The organism is Metabacillus sp. SLBN-84 (assembly GCF_053629595.1).
This window is the reverse complement of record NZ_JBRJIP010000001.1, coordinates 266,872-291,546: the sequence shown is the minus strand read 5'-3', so window position 1 is coordinate 291,546 and position 24,675 is coordinate 266,872. Positions and strand designations below refer to the sequence as shown.

Sequence of the window (24,675 nt, the reverse complement as noted above, 5' to 3'; positions counted from 1 at the left end):
CTTCAACCTGAGGATTCTTCTTTTTGATGGTTCTATTCTTCCTGATAAGTGCCATCAACCTCCGGATTCTTCTTTTTGATGGTTCTATTCTTCCCGATAAGTGCCATCAACCTCCGGATTCCTCCTTTTGATAGCACTGTTCTACCAGATTAGTGCCATCAACCTGAATATTCTTTCTTTTGGTGGCACTGTTCTTCCTGATAAGTACCATCAACCTGATTATTCCTCCTTTTGATAGCACTGTTCTCCCGGATGAGTACCATCAACCAAAACATTCTTCCTTTTGATGGTTCTATTCTTCCCGGTAAGTACCATCAACCCAGGAATTTCTCTTCTTGATGGCACCATTCTACAAAATCAGTGATCTCCTTTCACAAAAAGAAAGAAGCCCCCTCTAAAACCGGGAGCTCCCTCTTCCTACATATTCCTGCGGTACTGTCCGCCTACTTCGTATAGTGCCTGCGTGATCTGGCCGAGACTTGCGTAGTTGACCGTCTCCATCAGTTCAGCAAAGATGTTCTGATTGTGGATGGCTGCCTGCTTCAGTCTTTCGATGGCTGCATCAGCTTGAGCGGCATTGCGTTCCTGGAATGCTTTTAAGTTTTGAATTTGTGTTTCTTTTTCCTCTTTAGAGGCCCTGGCTACTTCCATGTTGTCAACGGAATCTTCAGATGGCTTGTTCGGATTGATATACGTGTTGACGCCGATGATCGGGAGTTCACCTGAATGCTTCTGCATTTCGTAGTACATGGATTCATCCTGGATTTTTCCGCGCTGATACTGGGTTTCCATTGCACCAAGCACTCCGCCGCGCTCGTTGATGCTGTCGAATTCTTTAAGGACAGCTTCTTCAACAAGGTCTGTCAGTTCTTCAATGATGAAAGAGCCCTGCAGCGGATTTTCGTTTTTGGCGAGTCCGTGCTCTTTTGTGATGATGAGCTGGATGGCCATGGCTCTGCGGACCGATTCTTCTGTCGGTGTCGTGATGGCTTCATCATACGCATTTGTGTGCAGCGAGTTGCAGTTATCCTGAAGCGCCATAAGAGCCTGCAGTGTTGTGCGGATATCGTTAAAGTCGATTTCCTGGGCGTGCAGAGAACGGCCGGATGTCTGAACGTGGTATTTCAGCTTCTGGCTCCGTTCGTTTGCCCCGTATTTTTCCCTCATAACGGTTGACCAGATGCGGCGTGCCACACGTCCGATGACGGTGTATTCCGGATCAAGGCCGTTGCTGAAAAAGAACGAGAGGTTCGGCGCAAAGTCATCGATTTTCATGCCTCTGCTTAAATAGTATTCGACATACGTAAACCCGTTTGCGAGTGTAAACGCAAGCTGTGAAATCGGGTTTGCTCCCGCTTCTGCAATATGATACCCGGAAATGGAGACAGAGTAATAGTTTCTCACTTTTTCATTGATAAAGTACTCCTGGATGTCCCCCATCATTTTCAGGGCAAATTCTGTTGAGAAGATGCAGGTGTTCTGTCCCTGGTCTTCTTTCAGAATGTCTGCCTGAACCGTTCCGCGGACCGTTTGAAGGGTTCTTTCGTTTTACCTGCATCATTTCCTCTGCCGTTAACTCCCGTCCAAGCTCTGTCCGCTGCTTTTCAGCCTGCTGGGCAATGGCCGTGTTCATGAACATGGCCAGGATGATTGGCGCAGGTCCATTGATGGTCATTGAAACAGATGTGGCCGGCGCGCACAAATCAAAGCCTGCATAAAGCTTTCTCATGTCATCAAGCGTACAGATGCTGACTCCGCTCTCGCCGATTTTCCCGTAAATGTCGGGACGGTATGCAGGGTCTTCTCCGTAAAGGGTAACAGAGTCGAATGCGGTGCTCAGGCGTTTTGCAGGGTCATCTTTTGAAAGGTAATGAAAACGGCGGTTCGTCCGTTCCGGTGTTCCTTCCCCTGCAAACTGCCGCTTCGGATCTTCTTCTGCCCGCTTGAACGGGAAGACGCCGGCGGTATACGGAAATGCTCCAGGTACATTTTCTTTGTAGACCCACTTTAGAATTTCCCCGTAGTCTTTGTATTTTGGGAGCGAGACTTTCGGAATCGCGAGTCCTGACAGGGAAACCGTCTTTAATGATGTCACAATTTCTCTATCGCGGATTTTTGTCACAAACTGATCCGCTTCATATTTCTCCCTTAGCTCTCCCCACCCGTCAAGGATCCGCTTTGATTCCGGAGAAAGCTCTTCTTCTGTTTTCTTTTTAATTGCTTCAAGAGAGTCAATCACCTCGGGTGCCCCGTTCTGCTCTTTGACACTTTCAATCGCACCCTGAAGCTGAAACAGTCTTCTGGCAGTATCAGCCTGATATTCGGCATTTTTGTGGTAGTTCCGGACAGATTCGCTGATCTCCCTCAAATAGTAGCGGCGGTCTGTCGGAATGATGACATTCTGTTTTTCAACATCTTTGACAACAGGCAGACTTGAAGACCAGTTTTTATTTTTCTTTTTGTTGATGAGGTCAAGCAGAGCTACAAACAGGGTGTTTGTGCCGGGATCGTTGAACTGGCTTGCAATCGTTCCGTAAACCGGAAGATCCTCAGCAGGACTTTCAAACAGCATATGGCTGCGCTGGTACTGCTTTTGCACCTGGCGTTTTGCATCCTGGGACCCTTTACGTTCAAATTTGTTGATGACGATCAAGTCCGCGTAGTCAATCATGTCGATTTTTTCAAGCTGGGACGGCGCACCGAATTCGCTTGTCATGACATACATGGACATGTCGCAAATCTCAGTGATGGCTGCATCGCCCTGCCCAATTCCGCTTGTTTCTACAATAATTAAATCATAGCCTGCTGCTTTCACAACGGCGATGGCGTCATGGATGGCAAGCGACAGCTCTGATCTGGACTGTCTCGTCGCAAGACTTCTCATATATACCCGAGGAGAAAATATCGCATTCATCCGGATTCTGTCACCAAGCAGAGCTCCGCCTGTTTTCTGTTTTGTCGGGTCAATGGAAATGACGGCAATCTTAATTTCAGGCACTTCATTTAAAAAACGCCTGATCAATTCATCTGTCAGTGAACTTTTGCCTGCCCCGCCGGTACCGGTAATCCCAAGGACAGGTGCATCGGATGCATGCTGCTTGACCTCTGAAATGACTTTTTCTGCTGCAGCTGCCGCTTCCTGCCTGCTGCCGATTTGCGATTCGGCAACCGTGATCAGTTTTGCGATCGCTCCGGCATCGCCTGTTTTCAGCTTCTCCATCTCTTCTTCAAGCTTTGCGGCTGTCTGGAAATCGCACTCTTTCATCATAAGTTCAATCATGCCCTGAAGACCGAGCTCTCTCCCGTCCTCAGGAGAAAAGATGCGGGCAATCCCGTATTCATGAAGCTCTTTGATTTCACGCGGAAGGATGACCCCGCCTCCTCCGCCGTAGAGCCTGATATGCGAAGCTCCTCTTTCTTTTAAAAGATCATACATGTATTTGAAAAACTCCACGTGCCCGCCCTGATAAGAAGAAATGGCAATTCCCTGCGCGTCTTCCTGAATCGCTGCATTGACAATCTCTTCAACCGATCGGTTATGGCCGAGGTGAATGACTTCTGCGCCGCTCGCCTGAAGAATTCTCCGCATAATATTGATCGATGCATCATGTCCGTCAAACAAACTGGATGCCGTTACAAAACGAACGGCATGTTTCGGTTTATAGGTTTCCTTTGTATGCATGCTGGCCGTATCCCCTTTATTGTCGTTATTCCGGCTGATTTCCGCTTTTTTGTATCCCCCGCAAAATCAGCTTGGTCTGAACTTCAATGTATTCCTCAAGCGTATAGTTCCGCTGAAGGGCCCATCTTCTGAAGCCCCACATCTGTCCCTGAACGAAGATGTTATGGGCAAGCAGCTGTCTTTCCGTTGCTGTAAGCGAGATTTCCCCTTTATCCGCACAGCCTGCTATCACCTTTTCAAACATCCCGACCATTTCAATTTCTTTTTGAAGCACATAAGGAAGCGCGTCACGTGACAGTGACTTCGCTTCCTGGTACATGACGAGAACCTCATCCTGCATCTCATCCACCACTCTGAAGTAGTTTGCGATGGCAAGCTTGAGACTCTCAATCGTTCCAAGCTTCATGTCGATGTTTTTCTCCAGCCGGTCGCGCACCTGATCATAGATCGTGTCGCAGACCAGGTAGAGGACGTCTTCCTTCTGCCTGATATATTCATAGAGCGTGCCGATGCTGAAGCCTGCCGCTTTGGCAATTTCCCTTGTGGTTGTGCGGTGGAATCCCTTTTGTTTAAAAAGATGAACCGCCCCTTTAATCATCTGGTCACGCCGCTTTTCCACAAGCCTCTCATCTTTGACAGAGGCATGCACTTCCCGTTTAGACATGTTCCACCGCCTCCCTGTTTAGACCCTTTATTTTGTCAGCATGCGCGAAATGACAAGTCTCTGAATCTCCTGAGTGCCTTCGTAAATCTGGGTAATCTTCGCATCTCTCATGTAGCGTTCAACCGGATAATCCTTCGTATAGCCATAGCCGCCGAACACCTGCACCGCTTCTGTCGTGACTTTCATAGCCGTATCTCCGGCAAACAGTTTGGACATGGCCGATTCTTTTCCGTACGGAAGGCCCTCAGACTCAAGCCATGCAGCCTGGTAGGTTAATAGACGCGATGCTTCAATCGTTGTCGCCATATCAGCAAGCTTAAAGCCGATTCCCTGCTGCTGTGCAATCGGCTTGCCGAACTGCTGGCGCTCTTTCGCATAGGCAACAGATGCATCAAGGGCTCCCTGTGCGATTCCTACAGCCTGGGCTGCGATGCCGTTGCGGCCGCCGTCAAGAGTCATCATGGCAATTTTAAAGCCTTCGCCTTCTTGACCGAGAAGGTTTTCTTTCGGAACCATGCAGTCTTCAAACATGATTTCGGTTGTAGGCGATGAGCGGATGCCGAGCTTGCTTTCTTTTTTGCCGACGGAGAAGCCTTTAAAGTCCTTCTCGACGATGAATGCACTCGTTCCTTTATGCTTACTTGAAGGGTCTGTGACGGCAAAAACAATATACGTATCGGCAATGCCGCCGTTTGTGATGAAAATCTTGGATCCGTTAAGGACATAATGATCGCCGTTCAGTTTGGCAGTTGTTCTCATGCCGCCGGCGTCTGAACCCGAGCCCGGTTCTGTCAGTCCGTAAGCACCGATTTTCTCGCCCTGGGCCATTGGTTTTAAGTACTTTTGCTTTTGCTCTTCTGTACCAAATTTGTAAACCGGCCAGCCTGCAAGCGATGTGTGGGCAGAAAGGGTCACTCCGATGGAAGCGCACACTCTTGAAAGCTCTTCTACGGCTATGACGTATGCCAGATAGTCGCTGCCGATGCCGCCGTACTCTTCCGGCCATGGAATTCCTGTCAGTCCAAGCTCAGCCATTTTGTCGAACAGCTCACGGTCAAAGCGCTCTTCTTCGTCGCGCTCTGCAGCTGTGGGCTCAACTTCATTTTTTGCGAAATCTCTTACCATTTTGCGGATCATTTCATGTTCATCTGACAGTTTGAAAAACATTGCGTTCATCTCCCGTGTTCTATTATTATTTGGCTGTTTCAATGGAGTGCTGTTTTGTACCCGTTCCCTTTCGCTCCAGTCCCTTGCTTTCCGCGGGGAGTGCCTGAAGCTTCCTCGCTGCGCTTGCGGGATCTTCAGTGCCCTCTTCATCCCTTAGAAAAGCGGAAGCGCCCGTTTTGCTCCGGCAGTCAGATAAGAAATCACCCGAAAAGTCCGGGTTTGACTTTTTGGGGGATTTTGTTCTGACAGAGGAGTTGGGCGCTGCAGCTGGACAAGGAGTCAAGTGCCTTCCGCTGCAGTCCACTGGTGTTTTAGCTCATTAAGACGTATGAAAAAAACCTTTTGCTGCTTTATCCCTTAGTTAAATGCTTGCTGATGACGATTCTCTGAATCTCGCTTGTGCCTTCGTAGATTTCACACACTTTGGCATCGCGGAAGTAGCGTTCGACCGGGTAGTCCTTTGTGTAGCCGTAGCCGCCGAAGACCTGGATGGCCTCTGTTGCTGTTTCCATAGCCGTTTTGGAGGCGAAAAGCTTTGCCATGGAGGCTTCTTTGCCGCACGGCGTGCCGTTTTCCCTCATGAATGCCGCTCTGTAGGTCAGCAGTTCTGATGCCTCGACGGCTGTCGCCATGTCGGCAAGCTTGAAGCCGATTCCCTGCTGGGATGAGATCGGCCTTCCAAACTGGACGCGCTCTTTTGCGTATTCAACCGATTTTTCAAGGGCTGCCTGGGCAATACCGAGAGACTGGGCAGCAATTCCGATGCGCCCGACGTCAAGGTTGGCCATCGCGATTTTAAACCCTTCTCCCTCTTCGCCAAGCAGATTTTCAGCAGGCACTTCTGCATCTTCAAACGAAAGCTGAACCGTTCTTGAACCGTACAGGCCCATTTTATGTTCGTCTTTTCCAATAACAAGGCCCTTTGTGTTTTTCTCGACGATAAAAGCAGAAATTCCTTTTATGCCCGCCTCAGCGTTCGTAGAAGCGAAAACAATGTACGTATCTGCTTCTCCGCCGTTTGTAATAAACACCTTTGAGCCGTTCAGAATGTAGGTGCCGTCTTTTTTGACTGCTTTTGTTTTCAGGCTGCCTGCATCCGATCCTGATCCCGGTTCCGTCAGGCAGAATGCGCCGAGGTACTCCCCGCTTGCAAGCTTTGGAATGTACTTGTTTTTCTGCTCTTCTGTCCCGAAATAGAGGATTGGATTTGTTCCTACCGATGTATGAACGCTCAGGATGACTCCGACTGTCGCGCTGACCTTTGAAAGTTCATGAATGGCGATAATGTAGGACGTAAAGTCCATTCCCGCTCCTCCGTACTGCTCCGGCACAGGGATACCCATCAGGCCGAGTGATCCCATTTTCCGGAGGATGTCCCGGGGGAATTCCCCCTTTTCCATCCGTTCGACAAACGGTTCAATTTCAGCCTGGGCAAAATCCCGAACCATTTTCCTCATCATTTCCTGTTCTTCCGTAAAGCGAATATTCATATCCCGTCCCCCTGTGATGTCCGATTACCCTTCGTATGAATAAAACCCTCTGCCTGTCTTGCGTCCAAGCCAGCCTGCTTTTACATATTTTCTGAGAAGCGGACACGGGCGGTATTTGTCGTCGCCAAAGCCCTCGTGCAGCGTTTCCATAATGTACAGACATGTATCAAGCCCGATAAAATCAGCAAGCGTAAGCGGCCCCATCGGATGGTTCATGCCAAGCTTCATCACTTCATCAATTGCTTCCTTCTCTGCTACCCCTTCATACAGCGTATAGATCGCTTCATTGATCATCGGCATCAGGATGCGGTTTGAAACAAATCCGGGAAAGTCATTGACCTCAACCGGGATTTTATTCAGCGTCTTTGTCATGTCTTCTATCGACTGATACACGTCATCTGCCGTTGCAAGGCCCCGTATAATCTCAACCAGCTTCATGACAGGAACAGGATTCATAAAGTGCATGCCGATTACTTTTTCCGGACGGTTTGTTGCTGCCGCAATTTCCGTGATCGGCAGGGACGAAGTGTTTGTGGCAAGTATGGTGCTTTCCGGCGTGATTTTATCAAGCTTTGCAAAAATGTCTGTTTTGATCGCCATGTTCTCAACAGCTGCTTCAATGACCAGGTCCGTCCCGGCTGCATCCTGAAGATCCGTTGATGGAGAAAGCCTGCTTAATATCTCCTGCTTTTGATCTGCCGTGAGCTTCTGCTTATCAACCTGGCGCTGCAGGTTTTTTTCAATTGATGCGAGTCCCTTTAAAACAAATTCCTCTTTCAGGTCATTCACTAATACGCTGTACCCTGCCATTGCGCACACCTGTGCGATGCCTGATCCCATCTGTCCTGCGCCAATTACCATTACGTTTTGAATACTCATTATTATCCCCCCTGCTATTAAACTTCCACCATAATCGCGTCGCCCTGGCCGCCGCCGCTGCAGATGGCTGCAATACCGATGCCGCCGCCGCGCCGTTTCAGCTCGTGAATCAATGTGATGATAATCCGCGCTCCGCTTGCCCCGATCGGATGGCCCAGTGCAACAGCTCCTCCGTTTACGTTCACTTTTTCAGGATCAAGACCTGCCAGCTGATTGCTTGCAAGGGCAACCGCCGAGAAGGCCTCGTTAATTTCAAACAGATCGATTTCTTCAAGCTTTCTGCCCGTTTTCTTTAAAAGTTCAAGAATGACAAGACCCGGCGTTTTTGGAAAATCCTTTGCTTCAAGCGCAATGGCCGTGTGGCCAAGGATTGTTGCCAGAGGCTGCTTTCCTTCTTTTTGCGCACGTTCCTCGCTCATGAGAACAAGGGCGCCTGCACCGTCATTCACTCCAGGGGCATTGCCGGCTGTAATCGTCCCTGCCTGATTAAAAACGGGAGACAGCTTTGAAAGCCTTTCGATTGAAGTATCTTTTCTTGGTGCTTCGTCGTGCTGAACGATGATAGGATCTCCTTTTCTCTGCGGTACAGGGACAGGAACAATTTCTTCTCCCAGTTTTCCTGACTCAATGGCTGCGACGGACCGCTCATGGCTTCTGAGCGCCCATGCATCCTGTGCTTCTCTTGAAATTTCAAGCTCCGATGCCGTTTCATTTCCGTAGGTTCCCATATGCACGCCTGTAAATGTGCACGTCAGTCCGTCATGAACCATCATGTCCTGAACCTTTGCATCTCCCATGCGAAGGCCCCATCTTGCTTTTGGCATCATGTACGGCGCATTGCTCATCGACTCCATTCCGCCTGCAACAATGACTTCCTCGTCGCCTGCACGGATAATCTGGTCTGCTAGCGTCACGCTTCGAAGACCGGAAGCACAGACTTTATTAATTGTTTCGGTTTTAACTTCCCATGGCATGCCGGCGTGTCTTGCTGCCTGGCGGGAAGGAATCTGCCCCTGTCCGCCCTGCAGAACAGAACCCATGATGACTTCATCTACTTCCTCTGCTTTCACGCCTGCACGCTCTAACGCTTCTTTAATGGCGATGCCGCCAAGCTGCGATGCTGTCAGCGTGCTGAGCCCTCCGCCAAATTTCCCAAAAGGTGTGCGCACTCCGCTTACAATGACTGTCCGGTTCATCGTTCATCATCCCTCCGTATTTTTATAAAAACCCTATAGAAAGCGGTTACAAAACTGTCGATTGAACGCTCGCTCAGTATGCGTCCAGCCAAGAAGGTGAAACGAAATCCGTCTCACCTTCCTATTCAGACTATTGGCTGTTCACACTTTAAGCGGCACTTTCTTTTCCTTCACCAATCACTGCTTTTTCAAGCAGCTCTGCCACATCATACGTGCTGACTGTTTCTTCTACTTCTTTTGCCTTCGTACCGTCGCTTAGCATGGTCAGGCAGTAAGGACATCCTGAACTGATGACCGTCGGATTCACTTCAAGCGCCTGGTTCGTTCTCGCCACGTTAACACGCGAACCGGCATCCTCTTCCATCCACATCAGACCTCCACCGGCACCGCAGCACATGCCTGTTTCGCGGTTCCTGTTCATCTCGACAAGCTTCACGCCCGGAATGGCTTTCAAGATTTCGCGAGGCGGCTCATACACTTCGTTGTAGCGGCCAAGGTAACAGGAATCGTGGAACGTAATCGTTTCCTTCACTTCATGCTTTGGAACAAGCCTTCCTTCCTTCACAAGCGCTGCAAGCAGCTCTGTATGATGGTATACCTCTGCTTCAAGCCCAAAGTCAGGATATTCATTTTTGAAAATGTTATAAGCATGCGGATCAATTGTGACAATCTTTTTGATCTCATTTTTCTGGAATTCATCAATGTTTTTCGTCGCAAGCTCCTGGAACAAAAATTCATTTCCAAGACGGCGAGGCGTGTCTCCCGAGTTCTTTTCCTTGTTGCCGAGAATGGCAAACTTCACTCCCGCTTCGTTCAGAAGCTTTGCAAACGAAAGGGCGATCTTTTGGCTTCGGTTGTCATAAGATCCCATAGAGCCGACCCAGAACAGGTACTCAAACTCTTCGCCTGCCTTGTTCATTTCTTTCACCGTCGGAACATGAACATCTTCGCGCGCCTCGCGCCAGTCTTCACGCTCTTTGCGGTTAAGACCCCACGGATTTCCCTGGCGCTCAATGTTCGTCATGGCGCGCTGGGCATCTGCGTCCATTTTTCCTTCTGTAAGAACAAGATAACGGCGCATATCAATAATTTTATCGACGTGCTCATTCATTACCGGACACTGATCCTCACAGTTGCGGCACGTTGTACATGCCCAGATTTCCTCTTCTGTGATGATTTCGCCGATCAGGCTCGGGTTATAGGCAAGCGATGCTGCAGCTTCCTGTGAACCCTGTCCCTGGGCCATCGCAGCAAGCTGGTTTCCTTTCGTATCTGCAAACGCATAGGCAGGAACCCATGGGGACATAGATGTGATGGCAGCCCCTTTTTCCGTTAAATGGTCGCGAAGCCTTAAGATCAGGTCCATCGGCGACAGCATTTTGCCTGTACCAGTTGCAGGACACATATTCGTACAGCGTCCGCATTCCACGCAGGCATATAAGTCAATCAGCTGCGTCTGTTTGAAATCTTCAATTTTACCTACCCCGAAAGTCTCCTGACTCTCATCTTCAAAATCAATTTTCTCAAGCTTTCCAGGATTCGAAAGACGTCCGAAATAGACGTTGGCCGGTCCTGCAAGCAAATGTGCGTGTTTTGACTGCGGCACATAGACAAGGAATGTTAAAAGGATCAATAAATGAACCCACCATGAAATGTAAAAGATGACAGCAGCTCCCGTTTCACCGACAAAGCTAAGCAGATAAGCAAAGCTCGATGCGATCGGTTCAGTCCACGTCAGCTCATGATTGTGCCAGATGAGGTTCATTCCGTTTCCAAGAAGAACAGAAAGCATCAGCCCGCCGATGAAAATCAGAACAAGACCGGCTTTAAAATTCTTTTTGAGGCGAACGAGCTTTTCTATGTATCTGCGGTGAAAAGCCCAGACAACCGCAACAAGAATCATCAGCGTGACGATTTCCTGGAAGAATGTAAAACCTGGATACAGCGGCCCAAGCGGCAGGTGAGCATCCGGAATTAACCCTTTAATAATAAAATCAAGCGCCCCAAACTGGACAAGGATAAATCCGTAAAAGAACATGACGTGCATGATTCCGCTCTTTTTGTCCTTTAAAAGCTTTTTCTGGCCGAAAACATTCACCATAATGTTTTTCAGCCGCTCATTTAATCGCTGATCAAACTCCTGTTTACGTCCGAGCTTGATATAAGCCATGCGTGAACGGATCAGGTATACAAACAAACTGACTCCGTAAGCGGTTACAAGTATGAATGCCAAAAAGTTGACCCATAGCAGTGCGTCCACTGTCTCTCCCCCGTTTCTGTGATGAAATTTCCCGTTTCCCCATGATTTTAAATACTTTAAATCCATTTAATTTTCAGAATTCAACCTATACTTACATGATAATAATGAATGAGCATTCAGTCAATGATTTTCACTCAATCTTCCCCTGATAATTTTTCATCCGGACGTAAAAGATAAAAGATAGATGAATTCATGGAGGGTTTAGAATGAACGGCATTCTTTTTATCACAGCGGTTATGATTATTTTTGCTGTCTTTCTCTCTATGGACTTTTATTTTGGTCGCAGACAGCACATAAAAACGGCTGCAGCAACTGGCTTTCCTCCAAGAAAAAGTGATTTGGAGCTGTTCACTGTAGGCCAGCACTTTTATGAACGGCTGTTTGAAGATATTGAAAATAGCACCCATTCCGTTCATGTGTTATTTTATATTATAAAAAATGATGCCGACAGCGAGTCCTTTCTTTCTCTCCTGCAGAAAAAAGCGAAGCAGGGAATCAGCGTGCGGCTGCTCGCTGACTATGTCGGCAGCCATAAGCTTGAAAAAAAGAAAATCCAACAGCTGAAAGAAAGCGGCATTTCCTTTGCTTTTGCCCATAAACCGAAATGGCCGTTCTTTTTTTACAGCTCACAGACAAGAAATCACAGAAAAATTACTGTCATTGACGGCAGGACGGGCTACACAGGCGGGTTTAATATCGGAAAAGAATACCTTGGCAAAGATCCAAAGTTTGGCTTCTGGAGAGATTATCACCTGCGTGTTACAGGGGAAGGTGTACAGGATTTGCAGCGGCAGTTTCTGACAGACTGGAACGCTGCGTCTGATGAGCATTCTGAAGAAGAAACCGGGCTTTTTCCTTCCCTGTCTCAAGGCAAATTCAGCCACAGGTTTCTTACAACTCCCGGCAAAGATCTTGAGAAGAATTTTCTCACGTTCATTAAAGAAGCAAAAACCGAGCTTCTGATTTGTTCTCCTTATTTCATTCCCGGAAAGAAACTGATGAAAGAGCTTTTGAACGCAAGGAACCGGGGAGTTTCAGTCAAAATCATGGTGCCGATGAAGGCGGATCATCCGCTTGTGAAAGAGGCGTCTTTCCCTTATTTCGGCCCTCTTCTGAAGGCAGGCTGTGACATATATCAATATTATTATGGATTTTATCATGCGAAAGTCATTGTCGTTGATGACGTCTTCTGTGATATCGGGACAGCCAATTTTGATAAGCGCAGCCTGTTCTTAAATGATGAATTCAACTGCCTGATTTATGACGAAGTGTTTATTAAACAGCTGAAACTCGCGGTTATAAAAGATATGAAGAGTTCAGCTAAGCTTACCCTCGACCACTATAACAGCAGATCTTTCCGTCAGAGGGTGATGGAGATGACCGCTTCCATCGTATCTTATTTCTTATGAACGAAAGGAGAATATCATGGAGATCCGGTTCGGCTATGTATCAAATGCTCTCAACTTGTGGGACTGTTCTCCTGCAAAAACGATGACTTTTGCCCGCTATTCCAAGCTTGACCGTGAAGAAGCCGAACAAGCGCTTCACGCTGTTGCAAAGCAGAATCTTGAGCATACGCTGCGCATTCTGCATTACAGCGTGGCCCATGAAATTCCGCTCTACCGTTTCTCATCTTCTCTCATTCCCCTTGCTACCCACCCTGAAGTAAAGTGGGATTTTCTGACGCCGTTTGGCGGTCTTCTGCGGGAAATCGGCAGCTTAGTGAAAAAAAACAGGCTCCGGGTGAGCTTTCATCCAAACCAGTTCACTTTGTTCACGAGCGATAAGCCCCATATTACAGAAAATGCCGTAGCTGATATGCAGTATCACTATGACCTGCTGAAAGGAATGGGGCTTGAAGATGAAGGGTTTATCAACATTCATGTCGGCGGGGCATACGGGAACAAAGAAACGGCGACAGAACGCTTCCACCGCAATATAAAAAAGCTTCCGGATGAAATTAAAGCACGGATGACCCTTGAAAATGATGATAAAACGTATACAACATCAGAAACACTGGCAATCTGCGAGAAGGAAAACATCCCGCTCATGTTTGATTATCATCACTACTTTGCCAATAAAACAGATGAGGATGATCTTGAGGAGCTGCTGATCAGGTTTGCCCGGACGTGGGACGGCACCGGGAAAAAGCCGAAAATCCATATTTCCTCCCCAAAATCAGAGAAGGAACTCAGAGCCCATGCCGATTATGTGGACCTGGATTTTATTATGCCTCTTTTGAAAAAGCTGAAAGAGATGGATTTGGACAGTGATTTTATGATTGAAGCGAAACAGAAGGACCGTGCCGTATTGAAGCTTGTAGAGGAGATTTCCGCCATCCGGGGTGTAAAGCGGATCAGCGGAGGATCTGTTGTGTGGTAGGATCAGTTGGCTTAAGCCCCCTGATCCTCTGTTTCGTTATCAAATAATGCTAAGAATGAGGCCCATGACAGGAAGGCTAAAACAATACTGAAAAAAGCAGCGACTATTGACAGAATATATTCACCTTCCTTAAATCCTTCATAAGCTCCATACCCCGCAAGGAAAGTACCGAGCGGCATCAGGACCATCATCATATAATCCCCCACTCTGGATCTGACTCTAAGTCGGTTTTTCCCCCACATCATGTACAGAATCCCAGCAAACACCGCAAGGAAAACCACGCACGCCGCTGCATACCCCATTGCTCCCGCCGAAAGATTTTTAAACAAGCCGTCCACTGCAACCCATCCAAGAAAAAGGATAAGGATTGTGCCCGGAATTTTCATCATGGAAGAAAGACATCCCATCTTCATGACCTCCTTTATGTATACTGTTGATTTCATACCTCACCCTCATACCGATTAAACCCTTTTTAAGGAAATTTTATGGGTGGATGGTACTGAATTTGAGGTCTTTGCTGTTTTTGTATGCTATCTTTTCGGTACCAGCCATTTTTAACGTACGGTTCTCCTGTTTTCTTATGCTATCTTCCGTGCGACAGCCACTTATAACGTACGATTCTCCTGTTTTCTTATGCTATCTTCCGTGCGTTAGCCACTTATAACGTACGATTCTGCTTTTTGCTTATACTATTTCCTGGCGCCGGCCACTTATAACGTACGTTTCTCCTGTTTTCTTATGCTATCTTCCATGCGACAGCCACTTATAACGTACGATTCTCCTGTTTTCTTATGCTATCTTCCGTGCGACAGCCACTTATAACGTACGATTCTCCTGTTTTCTTATGCTATCTTCCGTGCGACAGCCACTTATAACGTACGATTCTCCTGTTTTCTTATGCTATCTTCCTAGCGACAGCCACTTATAACGTACGATTCTGCCTTTTTCATATGCTATTTCCTGGCGCCGGCCGTTTTTAACATACGATTCCTGCCATTTCCTACAAAAAAAAGAACGGCCATCAGCCGTTCTTTCTTCCTTACATCTTTTCAGGAGCAGATACTCCAATTAGTGTAAGCGAGTTTTTCAATGTAATTTGTGTTGCTCTCATTAAAGCGAGACGCGCTTTGCTTTTCGCTTCGTTTTCAGGGTCAAGCACTTTTTCTGCGTTGTAGAAGCTGTGAAGCGCAGAAGACAGATCATAAATGTAGTTTGTGATTCTGTGCGGGATCCGCTTTACAGCTGCTTCTGCTACTGCCTGCGGGAATTCGCCGAGTTTTTTCAGAAGCTCGACTTCTTTTTCAGACGCTATATCTTTAAAGTCCTGAACACCTTCGTATGAAAGTCCCTGTTCTGCCCCCTGGCGCAGCATGCTTTCGATGCGGGCATGTGCATATTGGGCATAGAATACCGGGTTTTCGTTCGACTGTGATGCCGCAAGGTCCATGTCAAAGTCCATGTGGGTATCAGCGCTTCTCATTGCGAAGAAATAGCGTACAGCATCAAGTCCTACTTCTTCCATCAGATCGCGCATCGTCACAGCTTTGCCTGTCCGTTTGCTCATTTTCATCTTTTCGCCGTTTTTATATAAGTGAACGAGCTGAATGATTTCAACTTCCAGCGTGTCTTTTTCGTATCCTAGGGCTTCAATTGCCGCTTTCATACGCGGAATGTAGCCGTGGTGGTCAGCGCCCCAGATGTTGATCAGCTTTGTAAAACCGCGGTCAAGCTTATCTTTGTGATAAGCGATATCCGGCGTTAAGTACGTGTAAGAGCCGTCGTTTTTAATAAGCACGCGGTCTTTATCATCGCCGTAAGCAGTTGAACGGAACCATGTCGCTCCGTCTTCCTCGAAAATATGTCCCTTTTCGCGGAGAACGGCAAGAGCATCGTCAATTTTCCCGTTCTGATAAAGAGATGTTTCTGAATACCAGACGTCAAACGGCACGCGGAAAGCATCCAGATCCTTCTTCAATTTATCCATTTCGAATTTCAGGCCGTACTCACGGAAAAACGCAAGGCGCTCTTCTTTGCTTTCTGACACAAACCGGTCGCCATATTCATCAGCAAGCTTTTTGCCGATGTCAATGATGTCCTTGCCGTGGTAGCCGTCTTCAGGCATCGCTGCGTCCTGTCCGAGAGCCTGAAGGTAGCGCGCTTCAACTGACAGAGCGAGGTTGTTGATCTGATTGCCTGCATCGTTGATGTAATATTCGCGGGAAACATCGTAGCCTGCTTTATCAAGAATGTTGCACAGGGAATCGCCGACCGCTGCACCGCGGGCGTGGCCCAAGTGAAGCGTGCCTGTCGGGTTGGCTGATACAAACTCAACCTGAAGCTTTTCATTGTTGCCGATGTTCACTTCGCCGTATGCCTCTCCTGCGTCAAGAATAGACGGAATAAGATCTGTGAGGTATGAATTATTCATGTAAAAATTGATGAAACCGGGTCCGGCAATTTCAATTTTTTCAATTGACGCCTTTCCTTTATCAAAAGAAGCTACAATATCTTCTGCGATTGCTCGCGGTGCTTTTTTTGCAACACGCGCAAGCTGCATCGCCATGTTTGTTGAATAGTCTCCATGGGCTTTTTCTTTCGGAAGCTCTAAGATCACGTCAGGAATCTGACTTTCTTCTGCAAGTCCAGCCTTAAGTACTGATGCTTTAATTTCGTCCTTTAACCGTTCTTTAACCTGCTCAACGATGTTCATCCTTTTTCCTCCCTAAACATGATCGTTAACATATGTGAATGCGAATCTTCTTCGCCGATTTGAAGTTCATATTGAACACGGATGATGCCGCCTGCGTTCCCGTCAGTCATCCTGACAGAAATGGTTTTTGTCCACGTTTCAAGCCTGAGTTCCCCGAACTGCGTCCTGTAGTTTGTCATGGTGTCCACATCTTTTACAAAGCGCTGCTTCATGGAGACGGCCCCGGACCTCATAATAAACACTTCATCATCCCTGAATTTGACGACCGTTTTTACTTTTCCGTACTCGTGTTCCTCGTGATAGCTTAAATAGGAGGCGTTGTTTTTTACATAGTGTTCGCCGGAAGTAAAAAGCTCCAGGTTTTCTGTGTCCCCACCCTGATTGATCTCCGTTTTTACGATCACTTGAACTGGTTTGCTTGCCGTCATTGTCACACATCCTTATAAAAGTATCCGCTATTAACTTATCCAGTATAAAGATTTCGGGCAGAAAATTCAATAGAAGGCAAGTAGTAGTTATCATCGTTGACGTTCTGGGGTCATTTATACCCAAAAATGAAAAAGCTCCAGTTTTGAACTGGAGCTTTTCTCATTACGGGCGCTTTTGCACCCAGCGCTAAAATCATTTCACGGATCAGTTTGCTTGCTGTATTGGCCGTCTGTTCAGAGTTGTCATAGATAGGCGCGACTTCTACGAGGTCTGCACCGACAACATGAATGTCCGAGCCTGCAATCGCATGAATGGAAGCAAGCAGTTCTCTTGATGTAATCCCGCCGGCATCAACAGTTCCCGTTCCAGGTGCATGTGCCGGATCAAGAACATCGATGTCGATTGTGACATAAACCGGACGTCCGGAAAGAGTCGGAAGGATTTCCTTCAGCGGCTCCAGCACTTCGAATTTCGAGATGTGCATGCCGTTTTCCTTTGCCCACTGAAATTCTTCCTTCATGCCTGAACGGATCCCGAATGAATACACATTTGACGGTCCGATCAGATTGGCTGCTTTGCGGATCGGCGTTGAGTGGGAAAGAGGCTCTCCTTCGTACTCTTCACGAAGATCTGTATGGGCATCCATATGGATGATCGCAAGGTCCGGATATTTTTTATACATTGCTTTAATGACCGGCCAGGAAACGAGATGTTCTCCGCCCATGCCAAGCGGGAACTTATCCTCCGCCAGTAGTTTATCAATGAAGTCTTCAATGATATCAAGGCTGCGCTGTGCATTTCCAAACGGAAGCGGAATGTCACCTGCATCAAAGTATTTTACTTCCTCAAGCTCGCGGTCTAAATACGCGCTGTATTCTTCAAGACCGATAGACACTTCGCGGATGCGCGTCGGACCGAACCTGGAGCCTGGACGGTAGCTGACCGTCCAGTCCATCGGCATGCCGTACAGAACGGCTTCGCTGTCTTCGAATGTCGGGTGGCTTTTAATAAAAACGTTGCCTGAATAGGCTTCATCAAATCGCATTTGTGTTTCCTCCTGATTATTTGATAAGATCTGCTACAAATTTCGGCAGGACAAACGCTGCTTTATGAAGCTCTTTTGTGTAATACTTCGTTTCGATCTCATGGAAGCGGTCTTCGCTTACTTCAAGCGGATCATATTTTTTTCGATCCAAGTGTGAACGTCCAAAGTCCGCTTGGGTATGTCGGGATGTTTGCTGTGTAAAGACGCGTAATCGGGAAAATTTCCTTAACGTCACGCTGCACGTTGCGGATCAGGTCAGGCGTGAACCAAGGGTTGTCTGACTGTGCAACAAAGATGCCGTCTTCTTTAAGCGCTTTTGAAATTCCAGCATAGAAGCCTTTAGAGAAAAGGTTCACAGCAGGCCCTACAGGCTCTGTAGAATCAACCATGATCACGTCGTATTCGTTATTGCTCTCTGCGATGTGCATAAATCCGTCGCCTACTTTAACCTCTACGCGCTCATTTTCAAGCTCTCCGGCAATTTCAGGCAGGTACTTTTTAGAGTACTCGATCACTTTTCCGTCGATATCAACAAGCGTCGCTTTTTTCACGCCTGGGTGCTTCATGATTTCACGGATAACCCCGCCGTCTCCTCCGCCTACAACAAGAACGTTTTCAGGATTTGGATGAGTGAACAGCGGTACGTGAGCAACCATTTCATGGTAGACGAACTCATCTACCTGTGACGTCATAACCATGCCGTCCAAAAGAAGCATGTTGCCCCACTCTTCTGTTTCGACCATGTCAAGCTTCTGGAATTCTGTCTGCTCTGTATGTAAAGTGCGGTTAATTTTAATTGTAATACCGAAGTTTTCGGTTTGTTTTTCTGTAAACCAATGTCCTCCCATTTTAAAACTTCCTTTCTATATATAGTTTCTTTTAAAGCTACAGTAACGATTATTCCCTAATCGGTCATTCTGATTCGCCAAATTTCGAGTTCAAAACCTCACGGAAAAGTATAGATGAATCTAGCAAAATTGCAAGAAGAATTTTAATAGAAAAGGTTTAAAAAGACTGAGATTTTCTCATACTGATTAACAGGAAAGGATGCGGGTTTCACGTATTCCGAAAAGATGCAGAAATGAGGTGGGGAACATGGAGGTTATGACGCCGCGGAGAATGCGCATAACTATCAAAGCCGTACGAGCTGCTTTTTTTATCAGTCTTATTGCCATTTTTACAGGGTCAGTCTTGCTCGGCACCATCATGCTTACAGCTAAATGGCAGGGTGCTCCTTCCCTGGCCGTTCAGCAGTCTTCCATTATGTATGCGGGTGACGGTTCTGAGATTGCAAGGACCCACCACGGCGGCAAACGGTACTGGGTGAATCTCGAAGAAATGTCCCCTTCCCTGCTGGCAGCGACAGTGGCCGTCGAGGACAGGCACTTTTACAGTCATCACGGGTTTGACTATAAACGGATTGCCGGTGCTGCGATAGCAGACTTAAAAGCAATGGCGAAGGTTCAAGGGGCGAGCACGATTACCCAGCAATACGCACGGAACCTTTATCTTGGCCATGATAAAACTTGGAAGCGAAAACTGGCAGAAGCGTTTTACACCATACGCCTTGAGCTGAATTACAGCAAAGAAGAAATTCTGGAAGGCTATTTAAATACGATTTACTACGGACACGGGGCATACGGAGCTGAAGCTGCCGCCAGGTATTATTTTGACAAGACTGCCGCAGAATTATCCCTGGCTGAAGCATCAATGCTTGCAGGAATCCCTAAAGCCCCAGGCTCTTATTCTCCTTTTGACAATCAGGAACGAGCCAAAAGCAGACAGGAACTGATCCTGAAAACGATGGTGAACCAAGAGCTGATCTCTCAGGCAGAAGCAGATAAAGCCTATAATGAGCCATTAAAATACAGAGCAATCGAAGCTGTCAAAGCACCCGAAGCAGCACCATATTTCCAGGATGCTGTCATGAAGGAGCTGTCTGAAAAGCTCAACCTTGACAGAGTCACAATTGAAACGCGGGGATTGCGGATTTTTACGACCCTTGATCTTGAGATGCAAAAAATGGCGGAGCAGAAGATGGCGGACATCATTGATGAAGACTCGGCGATTCAGGCAGGTTTTATGGCCATGGACCCGAAAACAGGGCAGGTAAAGGCGCTGATCGGCGGAAGAGATTATGCAGCAAGCCCCTTCAACAGGGCTACACAGGCTAAGAGACAGCCTGGTTCTACTATGAAGCCGTTTCTCTATTATGCCGCAGTGAACAAAGGGTTCACCCCTTCTACCCTGCTGAAAAGCGAACCGTATACGTTCAAATTTGAGGACGGCAAATCGGTTTACAAGCCAAGCAACTATAATGGCTATTATGCAGACGGCGATATTACGCTTGCACAGGCCATTGCACTTTCAGACAACATCTATGCTGTGAAAACACACCTTTTCCTTGGCATGAATGAACTGATTGATACATCAAAAGCACTGGGCATTACAAGCAGGCTGCAGAAGGTGCCGTCCCTTGCATTAGGCACGTCTCCCGTAAAACTTTCTGAAATGGTCGGCGGATACGGGATGCTTGCAAACGGCGGCAAGCAAATCGAGCCTTCTTTCATTAAAAGAGTGGAAGATGCAGAAGGAAACGTTATTTACCAGAAGGAAAAAACAGGTGAACAAGTACTGAACGCAGAAGCAGCCTTTGTCACATCCCATTTGATGACTGGAATGTTTGATGAGCAGCTGAATGATTATACATCCGTTACCGGCCATGCCATCATCCCGAAGCTTTCGCGGGAATATGCAGGAAAATCCGGTACGACAAAGACCGACAGCTGGATGATCGGCTATGCCCCGCAGCTTGTTGCAGGTGTCTGGACAGGCTACGATAAAGACCAGACAATCGATGCAGTAGCAGAACGCAGCTATGCCAAGGATATTTGGGCCGGGTTTATGGAAGAAGCGCTGAAGGATGAGTCCGTGAAGGCTTTCTCCCCTCCAAAAGGCGTCATCGGCGTCTACATCAATCCGAAGACAGGCAAGCTCGCATCTGACAACTGTCCTACTAAGAGATTCGCTTATTTCGTAAAAGGCACAGAGCCGACGGAATATTGCACTGATCACTTAGAAGACGGGAACAGCAGTCCTCAAAAAGGTGAAGAAAAGCAGGAAGAAACGTGGTACAAAAAAGTATGGAAATGGTGGGACTAGGCAGCAGCCGCCCCTAAAAGATGAAAAACCCCGGACCGCCCATGGTCCGGGGTTTTTCGTGTCCTAGCTTTATAAGCTATCTTCAGTTTACTAAAATCGAAAGAATTTGACAATTTGTTCACAGGAACGTCACAGGATTGTCACGATTCTCCGAGCCCTGTTTTCAGCTCCGCACCGGAGTTGTTCCACATGTCTGCGTTATGGTTTTTCAAAAAGTTCATCAAAACCCCTTTAGAAGGTGCATCCATGTGATCAACCATAATATGGCGCTTAAGGGATTTATCCATCTTGTTTACGTGTTCAGGCAGCGACTTATAGCCTCTTCTGATTTCACGGTCGACCGTCATTTCACAAGCCGTTACACCAGCGTAGTACGGCCCTTCCGCTTTGCGGTCAATGGTCACCCAGACCAGCCAGAACGGCTTCCCGTTCGGCACATCCTCCTTGTTCGGAAGAAACTTAATGCCCTTTTCAACCGTGCTTCTCGCATGCATCGCACCGATGTCGACAAAAGCTTCCCCTTCATTTACATCTATAAAGACAGGCGAAATATTCTCAAGGCTCAGTGCACCGACCCCGTAGCCGCCGTGGCCGTCAGTGGGATCGTTCTTAATAATATTAAACGCGACCTTTTTCTTTTTCTTATCTTGCTCCATTTAGATAACCTCCTAGAAAAACGGGGTGAGTATTGTATAAAAGACAGTCAGAACAGCTTCTTTGCCGTAATCAAAAGCAGGATAAATCGTGTACTCGCCAAGCGGTGTCAGAACCAGAATCAAAAAGACAACAATCCCGTAGTTTTCAAACTGCGTCATTTTCGCCCGGATGCGCGAAGGCGCCAGATCTTCAATGATCCGGTAGCCGTCAAGGGGCGGAAACGGAAACAGATTGAAAATGAACAGGGTAATATTTAATCCCACAAGGATGTTAAAAAACTGCTCCAGACTTTCTGCCATACCTGATGACAGACCGGTCAAAACCCCCTGTACTTAAAAGTATATACCATAACGCCAGGCCAATAAAAGCGACGAGCAAATTACTGAGGGGCCCGGCAGCCGATACGAGTATTCCGGCAAGCCGCGGCTTTTTAAAATAAAACCGGTTGACCGGAACCGGCCTCGCCCATCCGAAGCCGGCAATAAAAATCAGGATCGTCCCGATCGGATCAAGATGCTTCAGCGGCGACAGGGTCAGCCTTCCCTGATTCTTTGCAGTAGGATCTCCAAATTTAAAGGCCACATACGCATGGGCAAACTCATGCACCGAAAACGCAATCGCAAGCACAATCACAACGTACGGAATGAGCTCCAATTCAAACGCCAAAAATTCCACCAATCATTCTCCTCGCTAAACATTCTATTCTCCTTCAAGTATACTATAGAAGAATCCAGCTAGAATACAAAAAGGAGAGTGTAACATGCCATACGTAACTGTAAAAATGCTTGAAGGCCGCACAGAAGACCAGAAAAAGGCATTAGTCGAAAAGGTAACTGCAGCTGTATCCGAAACAACAGGCGCTCCTGCCGAGAAAGTCACTGTATTTATTGAAGAAATGAGCAAAAATCATTATGGTGTTGGCGGAAAGCGCCTTAGTGATCAGTAAGCAAAAATCCCCCGGCAGAGCCCGGGGGATTTTCTATTGAAAAGCCTTCGTACGAATTGCCTCTATGTACTCATACGCCTGGCTGATTTCTTCTTCTGTATATTTCTGCTTGCTCTTCAGTGTAAAGACCTTTTCTTTTACTTCCTCTTTTTCAAGGGAATCGAAGTACAGAACAGTCGAGACAAGCTCGAGGAATCTAGCGGACTGGCTGTTTAAATCCTGCATGCATTCCTGCATCGGCGGCATGTCCGGCTCATAATTGGCAAGAAACTCTTCGCCCGACTCTGTCAGGGAGTAGCGGTACTGAAAATACCCGCCCTTTTTCTCGTGCATTTCATTTAAAAACCCAAGATTGCAGAGCTCTTCAATTCTTAGTGTCAGTTCCTCTGAATATGGTCCGTAAAAGTGAAAATCATATTTTTCATAAAAAGGAAGATTGATCTTTTTGGCTATGTAGATCATCTTCTGCAGCTTTTTCCGCCCGGTAATCTCACCCGAAGAAGAAAAGACCTTCATCAGCTTTGCGTGTTCATTCAGCAAACCCCAACACTCCTAACCTTGTATTTTCACAGTATCTCTCTCTTTTTATTGTGTACTGAAGCGGTCCGCTCCCGGCCTAAACATTCAGCAATTCCATAATCCGTTTCTTCGCTGTTCGTTTTGATGACATATCCTTTATGAGATCTAATGGAAAATACAGCTTGTGGTCGGTCCTGCGCTTCCCTGATATCGCATCTACAATCTCCGACTGGCGGGAAAGCTCCCGCAAATCTCCGTTTGGCAGCTGCAGATGAATCGGAAGACGCTCCTCTTCCTCTCCCGGACGGTAAAAATCGTAAGGAAGGTCAGACGATGAATCCACTACAAGATAATAGTCAGGGTCGATGCCTGCTTTTTTAAACAAAGCTGTAAGCTCCATCAGCTTCTTCATTTCCACTGTTGCAGCAGGATTAAACTCGGCATATTGAAACAGGTTCCGATTCATGAACCTTCTGCAAAGGTCGCTCAGGATCGGATCTGCTTCCTCCTGCCACTGCTGAAAATAGTACATCACAACGGACTCATCAAGCTTCAGGTAATCCTCTGTGGTGACTTCCTCTTCAAAAATCGAATAAAAGTGAACCGGGTCCTGCCTGAATGTGTAGTAGTCTTTGTGAAGCTGCTTCGCACGGTGGAGAATTTTTGTCAGGATAACCTCTGCACTCCGTGTGACAGGATGAAAATACACCTGCCAGTACATTTGGTACCTGCTCATAATGTAATCTTCTACAGCATGCATCCCGCTTTGCTTGATGACCACCTGATCTTCGCGCGGCCTCATGACTCTGAGAATCCGCTCCATATCAAAATGTCCGTAGCTGACTCCCGTAAAATAAGCATCCCGCTGCAGGTAATCCATCCGGTCGGCGTCAATCTGGCTTGAAATAAGGCTGACAACCTGCTTATTCTCATACGTTTTGCCGATAACCTCGGCAACCTTTTTCGGAAAATCGTCTCCCATCTGGCGCAGGACGGCATTCACTTCCGTATCACCCGTCAGGATCTCCCGTGTAAAGACTTCGTGATCCATGTGAAACACTTTTTCAAATGAGTGCGAAAACGGACCGTGCCCTAAATCGTGCAGAAGGGCTGCGCAAAGCGAAAGAAGCCTGTCGTCATCATTCCACTCAGGACGTCCTTTAAACACGTCATCTACGATTCTCCGCACAATTTCATAGACTCCCAAAGAATGATTAAACCGGCTGTGTTCTGCTCCGTGGAAGACAAGATAAGTCGTTCCGAGCTGTCTGATCCTGCGGAGCCTTTGAAACTCTTTCGTTCCGATCAGATCCCAAATCAGCTTGTCCCTTACATGGATGTATCTGTGTACCGGATCTTTAAACACTTTTTCCTCAGAAAGCTTTCCGCTAATGGCCACTTAAAGTTCCCTCTTCCATCTTGACTTGTATCCATTATATCGATTTGGAAATGATGGCTTCAACCATTATTTTCAAAATGAATCCGAT

Annotated in this window: 16 protein-coding genes and 4 pseudogenes; 4 read left to right on the top strand and 16 right to left on the bottom strand. The window is 47.2% G+C overall.

Annotated elements, in window-relative coordinates; translation table 11 throughout:
* Positions 1 to 417: 417 nt before the first annotated feature.
* The 7 genes and pseudogenes from icmF to RKD52_RS01405 all read right to left on the bottom strand — a co-directional run bounded on the left by icmF (position 418) and on the right by RKD52_RS01405 (position 11,338).
* A pseudogene (gene icmF, locus RKD52_RS01435) lies at positions 418 to 3,682 on the bottom strand (fused isobutyryl-CoA mutase/GTPase IcmF).
* Between the two features lie 25 nt (positions 3,683 to 3,707).
* Positions 3,708 to 4,346, bottom strand: a complete 639-nt coding sequence (locus RKD52_RS01430) for a TetR/AcrR family transcriptional regulator (protein ID WP_029283270.1) — start codon at positions 4,344 to 4,346, stop codon at positions 3,708 to 3,710.
* Positions 4,347 to 4,373: 27 nt separating this feature from the next.
* Positions 4,374 to 5,513, bottom strand: a complete 1,140-nt coding sequence (locus tag RKD52_RS01425; RefSeq protein ID WP_454098368.1) for an acyl-CoA dehydrogenase — start codon at positions 5,511 to 5,513, stop codon at positions 4,374 to 4,376.
* Positions 5,514 to 5,863: 350 nt separating this feature from the next.
* On the bottom strand, positions 5,864 to 7,003 hold the full coding sequence (locus RKD52_RS01420; RefSeq protein ID WP_454098367.1) for an acyl-CoA dehydrogenase: 1,140 nt from the start codon (positions 7,001 to 7,003) through the stop codon (positions 5,864 to 5,866).
* Between the two features lie 24 nt (positions 7,004 to 7,027).
* On the bottom strand, positions 7,028 to 7,882 hold the full coding sequence (locus RKD52_RS01415) for a 3-hydroxybutyryl-CoA dehydrogenase (protein ID WP_454098366.1): 855 nt from the start codon (positions 7,880 to 7,882) through the stop codon (positions 7,028 to 7,030).
* Between the two features lie 17 nt (positions 7,883 to 7,899).
* Positions 7,900 to 9,078 carry an acetyl-CoA C-acetyltransferase gene (locus tag RKD52_RS01410; protein WP_454098365.1) on the bottom strand — a complete coding sequence of 393 codons (1,179 nt, stop codon included), beginning with the start codon at positions 9,076 to 9,078 and terminating at the stop codon, positions 7,900 to 7,902.
* Positions 9,079 to 9,226: 148 nt separating this feature from the next.
* Positions 9,227 to 11,338: a (Fe-S)-binding protein gene (locus RKD52_RS01405; RefSeq protein WP_454098364.1), complete on the bottom strand. Its 2,112-nt coding sequence runs from the start codon at positions 11,336 to 11,338 to the stop codon at positions 9,227 to 9,229.
* A gap of 215 nt (positions 11,339 to 11,553) precedes the next feature.
* Here RKD52_RS01405 and cls point away from each other — a divergent pair, with 215 nt between their 5' ends.
* Together cls and uvsE are read left to right on the top strand one after the other, a co-directional pair.
* Positions 11,554 to 12,747 carry a cardiolipin synthase gene (gene cls / locus RKD52_RS01400; RefSeq protein ID WP_454101115.1) on the top strand — a complete coding sequence of 398 codons (1,194 nt, stop codon included), beginning with the start codon at positions 11,554 to 11,556 and terminating at the stop codon, positions 12,745 to 12,747.
* 16 nt (positions 12,748 to 12,763) lie between these two features.
* Entirely contained in the window at positions 12,764 to 13,720 is a 957-nt protein-coding gene (gene uvsE, locus RKD52_RS01395) for a UV DNA damage repair endonuclease UvsE (protein ID WP_454098363.1), read from the top strand.
* 11 nt (positions 13,721 to 13,731) lie between these two features.
* Here uvsE and RKD52_RS01390 read toward each other — a convergent pair whose 3' ends face one another.
* The 5 genes and pseudogenes from RKD52_RS01390 to speE form a co-directional block, all read right to left on the bottom strand.
* Positions 13,732 to 14,163, bottom strand: a complete 432-nt coding sequence (locus RKD52_RS01390) for a hypothetical protein (protein WP_454098362.1) — start codon at positions 14,161 to 14,163, stop codon at positions 13,732 to 13,734.
* A 596-nt stretch (positions 14,164 to 14,759) separates the two neighbouring features.
* On the bottom strand, positions 14,760 to 16,430 hold the full coding sequence (argS, locus tag RKD52_RS01385) for an arginine--tRNA ligase (protein ID WP_454098361.1): 1,671 nt from the start codon (positions 16,428 to 16,430) through the stop codon (positions 14,760 to 14,762).
* The gene (locus RKD52_RS01380) at positions 16,427 to 16,858 is read right to left on the bottom strand and encodes a DUF1934 domain-containing protein (RefSeq protein WP_454098360.1); all 432 of its coding nucleotides are present in this window, start codon (positions 16,856 to 16,858) and stop codon (positions 16,427 to 16,429) included. The genes argS and RKD52_RS01380 overlap by 4 nt, the downstream gene beginning before the upstream one ends.
* A 163-nt stretch (positions 16,859 to 17,021) precedes the next feature.
* Positions 17,022 to 17,904: pseudogene (gene speB / locus RKD52_RS01375) on the bottom strand (agmatinase).
* Between the two features lie 16 nt (positions 17,905 to 17,920).
* Positions 17,921 to 18,752, bottom strand: a pseudogene (gene speE / locus RKD52_RS01370) (spermidine synthase).
* A 247-nt stretch (positions 18,753 to 18,999) separates the two neighbouring features.
* On the opposite strand from speE, the gene RKD52_RS01365 reads away from it, so the two are divergent.
* Complete coding sequence (locus RKD52_RS01365; protein ID WP_454098359.1) at positions 19,000 to 21,066, top strand: transglycosylase domain-containing protein; 2,067 nt, start codon at positions 19,000 to 19,002, stop codon at positions 21,064 to 21,066.
* Positions 21,067 to 21,206: 140 nt separating this feature from the next.
* On the opposite strand, the gene RKD52_RS01360 is transcribed toward RKD52_RS01365, so the two are convergent.
* Positions 21,207 to 21,722: a YwhD family protein gene (locus tag RKD52_RS01360; RefSeq protein WP_454098358.1), complete on the bottom strand. Its 516-nt coding sequence runs from the start codon at positions 21,720 to 21,722 to the stop codon at positions 21,207 to 21,209.
* A 12-nt stretch (positions 21,723 to 21,734) separates the two neighbouring features.
* Positions 21,735 to 22,401: pseudogene (locus RKD52_RS01355) on the bottom strand (site-2 protease family protein).
* An 82-nt stretch (positions 22,402 to 22,483) separates the two neighbouring features.
* Here RKD52_RS01355 and RKD52_RS01350 point away from each other — a divergent pair.
* On the top strand, positions 22,484 to 22,669 hold the full coding sequence (locus RKD52_RS01350; RefSeq protein WP_454098357.1) for a 2-hydroxymuconate tautomerase: 186 nt from the start codon (positions 22,484 to 22,486) through the stop codon (positions 22,667 to 22,669).
* Between the two features lie 33 nt (positions 22,670 to 22,702).
* Here the strand turns inward: RKD52_RS01350 and RKD52_RS01345 are convergent, their stop codons facing one another.
* Positions 22,703 to 23,209, bottom strand: a complete 507-nt coding sequence (locus RKD52_RS01345) for a YwgA family protein (RefSeq protein ID WP_454098356.1) — start codon at positions 23,207 to 23,209, stop codon at positions 22,703 to 22,705.
* Between the two features lie 76 nt (positions 23,210 to 23,285).
* Positions 23,286 to 24,587: an HD domain-containing protein gene (locus RKD52_RS01340; RefSeq protein ID WP_454098355.1), complete on the bottom strand. Its 1,302-nt coding sequence runs from the start codon at positions 24,585 to 24,587 to the stop codon at positions 23,286 to 23,288.
* Between the last annotated feature and the right edge of the window lie 88 nt (positions 24,588 to 24,675).